Source organism: Halohasta salina, from assembly GCF_024178165.1.
Taxonomy (GTDB): Archaea; Halobacteriota; Halobacteria; order Halobacteriales; family Haloferacaceae; genus Halohasta; species Halohasta salina.
In genome coordinates this window covers 1-8,604 of the sequence record NZ_JAMZIE010000018.1, presented here as the reverse complement: position 1 = coordinate 8,604, position 8,604 = coordinate 1, and the positions used below count along the sequence as shown (strand labels likewise).

Sequence of the window (8,604 nt, the reverse complement as noted above, 5' to 3'; positions counted from 1 at the left end):
AGCAACTACCTCGCTATTGACTACGAGGACGGACCCAGCGAGCTGTATCCCGGCAACCGGCTGAAACAGGATAAACACTATTTCACCCGTGACGAGTACGACACGGATGGCGAGAATGGCCCCTCACAACGTGCAGTGAAAGCTCGACAGAAACTCTCACGCCGGAAAGATCACTTCTTACATACCCTCTCGAAACACGTTGTCGAACGGTGTGTTGAGGAGTGTATCGGAACAATCGCCGTAGGCGACCTGAGTGATATTCGGGAAGACGACGACGGTGAAACACGGAACTGGGGGCGATCAGGCAACAAGAAGTTGCACGGGTGGGAGTTTGACCGGTTTACCCGGCTCTTGGAATACAAAGCCGAGGAACACGGTATCCTCGTAAATCGGGTCGATGAGTCAAATACGTCAAAGACCTGTTCGTGTTGCGGTCAGATACGAGATAACAATCGTGTCGAGCGTGGCCTGTACGTCTGTGAATCGTGCGAGACGACGATGAACGCAGACGTGAATGGTGCGGTGAACATACGCAGAAAGATAACTCAAAGTCTCCCAACGGGGGATATGAGTAACGGCTGGTTGGCACAGCCCGGAGTCTACCTGTTCGATACAACCACGGGTGCGTTCCACCTACAAGAACAGGCGAGAGACTGCAAACCGTAATATCCCAACGCTCGGGAATCCTCGCCGTTTACGGCGGGGAGGATGTCAATCAGCCGGCAGTCGAGGAGTACACACGGCGGACGGTCACAGTCGATTTCCTCTATCTGGACAACGAATCCTGCGATCGATGTATGGGGACTGAAGATGCACTCGAAGCGGCGCTTGAACGGATCGAACCGATCCTTGATGCGCTGGATGTCGGTATAACCGTCAGAGACATTCACGTCTCAACACTGGAAGCAGCCGAAGCGACGCAACTTGCTGTGTCACCAACGATCCGCATCGATGGCCGGGATATCCAGCCAGACTACATTGAAAACACCTGCGAATCGTGTGGAGACCTCTGTGAGTGTGACGGAGGCGTTGATTGTCGCCTCTGGCAGTACCGCGGTGAGGAACACTCGACAGCACCTATCGGACTCCTCGTCGAGTCGTTAGTGCAAGCTATCGCACCGAACGGGATGCAACTTGGTGGATCACGGGAGATCCAAGCCGATCAGCTTTCGTCGAATGTTCGAGACTTCTTTCGAGGGTCAGGCATCGATGAATCGGACTGCGGGTGTAGTTGCTAAAATATAATTTTTCTTAAACATATTTGACTTAGTCTCGACTGGTGTATCGAAGAATCGAACGATCATCAAGGTCGACACGGCTCTCTTCGAAGGCCAGTGGGATGTGGACGTTTTTGATCAGTTCGCACACTATAATTAGCATACGAGTTTTAGTGATCTGATACCAATATCAGATTCGTTGGATACAGCCTCAGCAGGGAGCTATTCGTCGGCTGGTTCGCCGAGTTCGAGCGAACGAGTCACAGTAACACTTGTCTCGTTGGGGTCGGTCACCAAGTCGGTATAATCTAGTGAAAAAATGTATTCTCCCTGATCAAGTCTCTGCGTTACCGTCGTTTCGGTAATTCCCGTCCGACTATATTTGGATACGATAGAGACCTCACGATCTCCGTTTTGATAGGCGTCATACGCCTCTCGTTCGAACACGAGACAGTCAACCTCGGTATTCCCATCGACATTGATGTCGTAATGCAGGACATCACCGCTTGCCTGCGGGGAATTGGTGAGCGCGACTGCTGAAAACTGACCTGGTTGGAGCGTCTCGGTCCCGTCGATTTGAAATGACCGATATGCCCTCCGATCGTCAGTGGGATAATCATCGGTGGTATCAGGAACACCGTCACTGTCGCGATCGGACTCCGCTGTGGACTTCGAGGAACTGCGAGAACTCAGACACCCACCTCCGAAAACCGCTAGAGAAGCGATGAATACTCGGCGAGACTGTCGCATATCTAACCGAGTTTACCTGGGAGTTGATGTATATTCTGTCTGGCGAATATAATTATATAACGCCCTGTGGGTGGGGGTTCTGGAAGTTCCAAGACGTGGTTCGTGTACCTCGGATTCGACAGACAGCGTGTGTCTGGTTCTGGAAGTGTGTCGATAGAATTTTCGATTACTGGGAGGACGAACAGAGCTAAGTATTTCTAACTCGAATTATTACTTATGTCAAGTAATACTGAACAGAACGGTGAAGTGCATATCGTCTCTGTTACCGAGAAGGGTCAAGCGACGATTCCGAAACAATTCAGGGAGAAACACGGGATATCCGCTCCCGGACGGGTAAAATTCGTTGAAACTGAAGACGGCGAGATCGTGGTTCGTCCAATCGGATCGATGCGTGAATTTCGAGGACTGCAGCGCGAGGGCGCAGATGACCGTCCAGCAACGGCTGTCCTCCGCGACGAGCGGGATCGAGATCAACAGAAAGTCGACGAGTTGGTCGACCGCTATTCGGGCGAGGAGTCGACTGAATGATCGGTCGATTAGTGTTTGATACGGAACCACTGATCGCATATTTAGACGACGAGCCGGGCAGTGACACAGTCGAAGACTGGATCGACAAAGTTGCCTCTGGAGAGATTGACGGCTACATCAGTCCGGTCACAAAGACGGAGGTATTGTATGTCGGATCACGAGTTGGGTTTCGGTGGAACGATCTCCAAGCAAGTCTCCGGCGACTCGAGGAACTCGGCGTTGTCGTTCATGATTCACGCGAGTGTTGGGATACTGCGGCGAATCTCAAACGACAATACACGATGGCCCTTGGAGATGCCTATGCCCTCGCGACAGCGAACGATGTTGGCGGGACGCTACTGGTCGGTGCTGATGATGATTTTGATGATGTCGATGCATCTGTCGAACGGTTCCGGACAGATCCGGTGTAAACTGCCTCGGGGTCAAGCCCCGTGGCATCCGCCTTGTATCTCTGTGAACTCAACTCACGTTGTTGCGATGTTGGGAGAGACCCAGACGACGAACTTGTCGTCAGTTTTCACGATACCGTTGACATTTTCGTCGTTTGCCGTCGTTCCCTCATCAAGCATCTCTTGGGTTACTGTTCTAACCTGATAGACTTCGTCGACGATCCAGCCGATCGTCGTATCGTCATCAATCACGTCGGGATCGAGGACGATAATTCGGTTTTGTGCGCCGTCTTGGCCGTTATTGAACACCGTGTTCGGGTTGACGATAGTCGTAGTTCGCCCTCGAAGATCCATGACGCCTTCTACGTGCGGGGCAGAGTTTGGGATCGGTGTGAGGTCATTTGCATCGACGATCTCGTCAATAACATCGATGTCCAAGCAGTACATCTCATCGTCGAGTCCAAACTCAAGAACCTGCGTTTTCCCATCTGATTCAGTACTTTTCGTTTCGGTCTCCGTTTTGAATTTGCCCATTTTTAGTCTTTGATTTGTATTCAATTATAGTTTACTCAGATGATCTCGTTCTTCGTTCTTATTCGAGACCTAACTTACCGAATATTAAACTGCGGGTTGTGGTATCGGTGTCCGGAAACTGGTGGGTCAATGCTGGTTCTGTACAGTATCGATTTGTCATTGCACACAGAGGTCGTCAGCAAAAGACGAGAGACTGTCGTACGGGCACTCGTATGTCTCGAAGTGCGAGCGAGACAGACGGTCAGCCTGGGTATCGTATATATTGGGGCGGCGTTCGCAGTGCGCTCAGCCGCTGACTGGACCGGTGTCACAGTCCCGAGGTGCGCTTTGCGGGCCCATCCTGCAGTGGGTTCAAGCGCGTGAGTGCCTAATGAGCGGCATGGAATCAGTACCCGACCTCGATGGGCGGACAGCACTCGTGACTGGCAGCGCGAAACGTGTCGGTCGTGAGCTACTGTTGACCATCGCCGCCTGCGGGGCCGACGTCGTGGTCCATTACAGGACCAGTGCCGATGCCGCCGAAGAGACGGCCGCGGCGGCTCGCGAGTACGGTGTGGACGCGACCGCTGTCCAGGGAGACATCACCGATCCGGAAAGCGTCGACGCCATGTTCAGCGCCGCTGAATCCGCGCTGGGAACTGTCGATATCCTCGTCAACAACGTCGGGAACTTCGACGCCCGACACTGGGCGGACATCGAGTGGTCGGCGTTCCGCGACACCGTCGAAAGCACGTTCTATGGGACGGTGCTGTGCGCTCGGCGGGCACTCGATGGAATGCGAGATGCCGGCTGGGGGCGCATCGTGAACATCGGTTTCGCGGACTGTGATCGGATGCATGCCCACCCGGTGAACTTCCCGTACTTCGTCGGCAAGACCGGTGTCCTGATGTTCACCAGGATGCTGGCCGGGGACACACAGGACGACGGCGTCACGGTCAACGCCGTCTCGCCGTTCGCCGTTGAGAACACCGTCTCCGACGTGTCGTCGTATCCGCGGGGCCGAGCTGCGTCTTTCGAGGACGTGGCTGCGCCGGTTTTGTTCTTCCTCAGTGACGATGCCGGCTATATCAGCGGTCAGAACATCGCGGTCGACGGCGGCCGTCTCCCGGAGTTGTAGTCACGACGCCGCTACGACCATCGGTTGTTCGATATCGAGTACGCCCGCGCTGTATGCCCAGAGTCGGCGGGAAGTCCGTATCACGCGCCGTACGAGACGGGGTTGTCAGCTGTTGGTCCTGAAGGTCCTGAAGTACCGACCGGAGATGTCGGCGGTCTGTAGCGAGACGGCTGGAAAGAGGAGTTCGGCGGCCCCGTCGGCGACGGTGGTGACGCTGGGCACCACCGAGAGTGTCTTTGCAAGGCGGGGTATTGGCGTCGGGAGAACCCGACTGAATCCGGACCCCGGGATGGACGCTGTTTGACTTGACTGACCGGTCTCATCGAGCAGCTGAGCAGGTTCGGCCGCCCGCCCAATACCGCTTGTCGACCTCGTGACGAGCGCCTGCTGTCCAGTGCAATGTTCCTCTGTGACTCCTGGGAGTGACTCTGGCGACTCGGTCACGGCTCAGCAACGAACTGGACAAGTAGACAGACACTGCTCGTGGGACCGTATTCCGGCGAGTCCCGGGAGTGATTGAGTCAGGAACACATTCAACCGGATTGGGCACCTTAGAGACAGTAGCTTGAGTAAACGATGACAGCGAACGATTATCCAGTCAGCGGTCTCCCGACGCCGGACCCCTCGTACGAGCCCGAACGGGTCATTGAGATACAGTTGGACGCCCTCGAAGCGAACGACACCCCGGAGGAAAACGCCGGCATCAAGACGGCGTACAACTTCGCTTCGCCGGCGAACCGGCGGTCGACGGGACCGCTCGACCGGTTCATTCGGATGGTCGAAGGGCCACAGTATGCCCCGATGATCGACCACGTTGAGGCGGTGACGGGACCGCTCGAACGGGATGGAACACAGGCGACACAGACGGTGACACTGACCGGTCCGAGCGGCCGGACCGTGACGTACGACTTCGGAGTGTCGAAACAGACAGCGGGTCACCTCGCGGGCTGCTGGCTGACCGATCGTGTCCTTGTACAGTGAGTGTTAGCTAAATGATGGTTTGATAAAAATTAAGAAACGACCCAACATAGTCAAATAAATCCCACGTGTGGTTTATATCAAAATATGTCACTGAGTACGATGGCACGATATGATGACTCGCGCATTGAACCTCTTGACGGCAGTGCCATCGTCATTGGGGGCAGTATGGCTGGGCTGTGTGCAGCGCAAGTTCTCAAAGATGCCTTTGAGGATGTAGTGCTTATCGAACGAGATACGCTATCTGACGAGCCAACCATTCGTGACGGAGCACCACAGACCAGCCAACCGCACGCACTGCTTGAAGCCGGGCGAGCGACTCTTGAGGATCTCTTTCCAGAATTCAGCGCCGATGTCCTGAACGCTGGCGGCCTGGAACTCAACATGACGCGAGATATCGCGTGGTATGACAGGGGCGGAGTCGTTGCTGAAGCAGCGACCCCACTCTCAGCGCTCTATGCGAGCCGTCCACTGTTCGAACACATCGCCCGACAACGAGTGCGCAACGAACCGAATATCCACGTCAGAGACGGGTGCCACTTCATTACATATACGCACGACCCATCGGCCGATCGGATAACAGGCGTCAGGTTCAGAGACGAACAGGGCTCAGAAACGACGATTGAGGCGACGCTGACTGTTGATGCCAGTGGCCGAGCGAGCAAGACTCCAGCGTGGCTTGCGGAGCATGGGTATCCAAAGCCAGCTGTCGACCGTGTGAATATCGATGTTACATACGGCACTGTCTGTGTCTCCCGGCCTCCAGATGTCCAGCGCGGCGTTCTGATCGCTCCGGAACCAGATCGTCCGCGGGGAGCGGCGATGCTTCCAATCGAGGGAGATCGATGGCAAATTCTTTTGCAAGGACTCCACGGTGAGCGAGTTCCAACTGAGAAAGAGCGATTTATTGAGTGGGCTACGCAGCTCCCGATCGACGAGATCCCAGCCCAATTACGCACCCAACAGTGGCTTACTGAGATCCGTCGCTATCCATTTCCTGCCAGTGTGCGACACAACTATCACGAGCTTCGAGACTTCCCTGCTGGCTTAGTCGTCACCGGTGATGCGGTTGCCAGTTTCAACCCCATCTATGGCCAGGGTATGTCAGTCGCCGCGCTTGATGCCCTTGCACTTCATCATGCGCTTTCAGCAGGTGTCTCAGGGATCGGCCCGCGGGTATTCGACCAGATAGCTCCTGTTGTACATGAAGCATGGCGAACAGCGGTGACCAACGATTTCATTTTCGAGGAGACGACGGGCCCACAACCGTTTGCGACAGATCTACTCAACAAGTACACGACACGGTTGGTGACCAAAGCCCACGACGACGGCCAACTGACGGAAGCATTCCTTCGAGTCTTTCGGTTAGAACAGCCAGCAACATCGTTGTTGTCTCCGCGCATTCTCTGGCGGACGCTCAGACCGAGTTGACAGTGAGTGCAGTCGGAAATGACGAGGGATTTGCTCACTCATCGGCACGCTGGTATGGCCCTTGATCGAGTGCCCGGTCGTGACCGTCAACATCGAAGGGAACCCCGGTTAGTGTCGGATCCTGCTATTTCACTACAGTGATAATCCATTCGATTGCTTGGGTGACTGAAATTGCTTCGACGGCGGGGATGTCAATATCATCTGCAACACCACGACAGGTTGTCTCTATCCTCAAATACTCAACTGTCGTCATAACCAACGGAGCGAGGGCCGCCTCGCCGTGTCGGTCAACAACTGCTATCCTTGTCCAGCTCCTACACAATATTAATGGACCAATCGTTTTCGGTCGATACCCAGCCAATCATACGGGATCTTCAGGATCGTGACTTCACCATCAGTGATGACAATCCAGCTGTCGTTCAGGGGGACGCCACTGCGTTTGTTGGCCTCGACGCACCACTTGAGATCGTGCCGCTCGCCAACGGTCGACCGTTGACTATTATCTCAGCTATTTCGACTGCTGTCGACAGCGGGCGGGTTCCGATACTGGCCGTCGATCAAGACTGTGAGCATACCGTCGGCGAGTTCCTCTCGCCTCCATTTGGGCTCGCTGGGTCGCAGAACGGCACAAGACAGTTCTACGCTACCGAAGGGAGGATTCGACTCGGCGACGGCAGCTATGCGTGTGTCCCCACAAATGAAGCTCTCTCGTGGATTGAGGCCCCTGAGAGTGAGTCTGCTGAGCCGCGACAACTACAGCTCATGTCGAACTCCGAGCCGATAGCGACCGTTGAGTCCGCCGAAGCAATCGCTTGCCCTGCTCCACACCCAGATCGGTTCCAATACCGGTACGGCCGAAACGAGGATGGTCAGTTCGTCGTCTACAGTGGGACCGAAGCTGTCGGTACATACGCTGGGGTGTCTGCAATGCGTGCCGATGGGATCCAACCGATTCCAGCACCGCTGATTCCTGCACAGCATATCGCTTCAAACCCTCAGTTGGCACATGCAACCGTGCTTGCGGCTGTTGCTGACGGGAGTGTACGCTACAGTGGCACCGTCTCGACACAGTAACTCATCCACAACTGTCGACTTTCGGTACTGTAATTACCGACGCAGACACGTTACCGCGAGTGGCTTAGCCAGGCCGATCCCGACTTCATCCGCAATCAGGTGCTTGTCAGCCGTGACCGCCTCGGAGTCGACTCGTTCGATCTCTACCAACTCCACAGCCCCGATCCTGACACGCCCTTCGAGGACAGCCTCACAGCGTTCGCACAACTCAAAGACAGGGGTTCATCGATCATATCGGACTCTCGAACGTCAGCGTCGACCCGCTCGAAACGGCCAGAGAGCACGTCGAGGTCGCGTCGGTCCAAAACTACTACAACATACTGAATCGTGACCATGAGGATGTCCTCGAAGCCTGTGAGGCGTACAGGATCTGATTTATGCCTTATTTTCGATCGCTGCCGGGTCGATCCTCAGCATTGAGACCATCCAGAAGGTTGCTAACGCACATGACGCTACAGTCTCAGTCGATCACATTGAGTTAGAGGAAGTGTCTGTTTGGACGTAGTGTGACACGGACCCAAACAGACAACCAGATCGAAGAAGAGCATCTGCTTAATTTTGTCGTCAACACTCTCGACGAGGAACT

General features: G+C 55.0%; 10 protein-coding genes and 2 pseudogenes. 10 read left to right on the top strand and 2 right to left on the bottom strand.

Annotation, left to right across the window (positions count from 1 at the left end; translation table 11 throughout):
- The 5 genes and pseudogenes from NKJ34_RS15520 to NKJ34_RS15500 all read left to right on the top strand — a co-directional run.
- On the top strand, positions 1-666 hold a 666-nt coding region (locus NKJ34_RS15520; RefSeq protein ID WP_253739205.1), incomplete at its 5' end, for an RNA-guided endonuclease InsQ/TnpB family protein.
- Complete coding sequence (locus NKJ34_RS15515; protein ID WP_321169471.1) at positions 579-1,238, top strand: DUF2703 domain-containing protein; 660 nt, start codon at positions 579-581, stop codon at positions 1,236-1,238. The genes NKJ34_RS15520 and NKJ34_RS15515, both read left to right, overlap by 88 nt.
- A gap of 945 nt (positions 1,239-2,183) precedes the next feature.
- A pseudogene (locus NKJ34_RS15510) lies at positions 2,184-2,345 on the top strand (AbrB/MazE/SpoVT family DNA-binding domain-containing protein); the annotation flags it as partial.
- Positions 2,346-2,354: 9 nt separating this feature from the next.
- On the top strand, positions 2,355-2,495 hold the full coding sequence (locus NKJ34_RS15505; RefSeq protein WP_253739207.1) for a hypothetical protein: 141 nt from the start codon (positions 2,355-2,357) through the stop codon (positions 2,493-2,495).
- Positions 2,492-2,905: a type II toxin-antitoxin system VapC family toxin gene (locus tag NKJ34_RS15500; RefSeq protein ID WP_253739203.1), complete on the top strand. Its 414-nt coding sequence runs from the start codon at positions 2,492-2,494 to the stop codon at positions 2,903-2,905. Before NKJ34_RS15505 ends, NKJ34_RS15500 begins: the two co-directional genes overlap by 4 nt.
- Before the next feature lie 54 nt (positions 2,906-2,959).
- Here the strand turns inward: NKJ34_RS15500 and NKJ34_RS15495 are convergent, their stop codons facing one another.
- Complete coding sequence (locus tag NKJ34_RS15495; protein ID WP_253739202.1) at positions 2,960-3,418, bottom strand: chemotaxis protein CheW; 459 nt, start codon at positions 3,416-3,418, stop codon at positions 2,960-2,962.
- A gap of 370 nt (positions 3,419-3,788) precedes the next feature.
- Here NKJ34_RS15495 and NKJ34_RS15490 point away from each other — a divergent pair, with 370 nt between their 5' ends.
- The 3 genes from NKJ34_RS15490 (at position 3,789) to NKJ34_RS15480 (ending at position 6,944) form a co-directional block, all read left to right on the top strand.
- Positions 3,789-4,535 (top strand): SDR family NAD(P)-dependent oxidoreductase, encoded by a 747-nt coding sequence (locus NKJ34_RS15490; RefSeq protein WP_321169469.1) that lies wholly within the window; start codon positions 3,789-3,791, stop codon positions 4,533-4,535.
- 576 nt (positions 4,536-5,111) lie between these two features.
- A complete protein-coding gene (locus tag NKJ34_RS15485; protein WP_253739200.1) occupies positions 5,112-5,516 on the top strand; it encodes a DUF4864 domain-containing protein in 405 nt (134 codons plus the stop codon).
- Positions 5,517-5,600: 84 nt separating this feature from the next.
- The gene (locus NKJ34_RS15480) at positions 5,601-6,944 is read left to right on the top strand and encodes an FAD-dependent oxidoreductase (RefSeq protein ID WP_253739199.1); all 1,344 of its coding nucleotides are present in this window, start codon (positions 5,601-5,603) and stop codon (positions 6,942-6,944) included.
- 124 nt (positions 6,945-7,068) lie between these two features.
- Here the strand turns inward: NKJ34_RS15480 and NKJ34_RS16020 are convergent, their stop codons facing one another.
- Positions 7,069-7,266, bottom strand: coding sequence for a DUF7437 domain-containing protein (locus NKJ34_RS16020; protein ID WP_425491852.1), 198 nt, complete (start codon positions 7,264-7,266; stop codon positions 7,069-7,071).
- Positions 7,267-7,271: 5 nt separating this feature from the next.
- On the opposite strand from NKJ34_RS16020, the gene NKJ34_RS15475 reads away from it, so the two are divergent.
- Positions 7,272-8,018, top strand: coding sequence for a hypothetical protein (locus NKJ34_RS15475; protein WP_253739198.1), 747 nt, complete (start codon positions 7,272-7,274; stop codon positions 8,016-8,018).
- Positions 8,019-8,075: 57 nt separating this feature from the next.
- Positions 8,076-8,377 (top strand): annotated as a pseudogene (locus tag NKJ34_RS16015) (aldo/keto reductase); the annotation flags it as partial.
- Positions 8,378-8,604 lie beyond the last annotated feature (227 nt).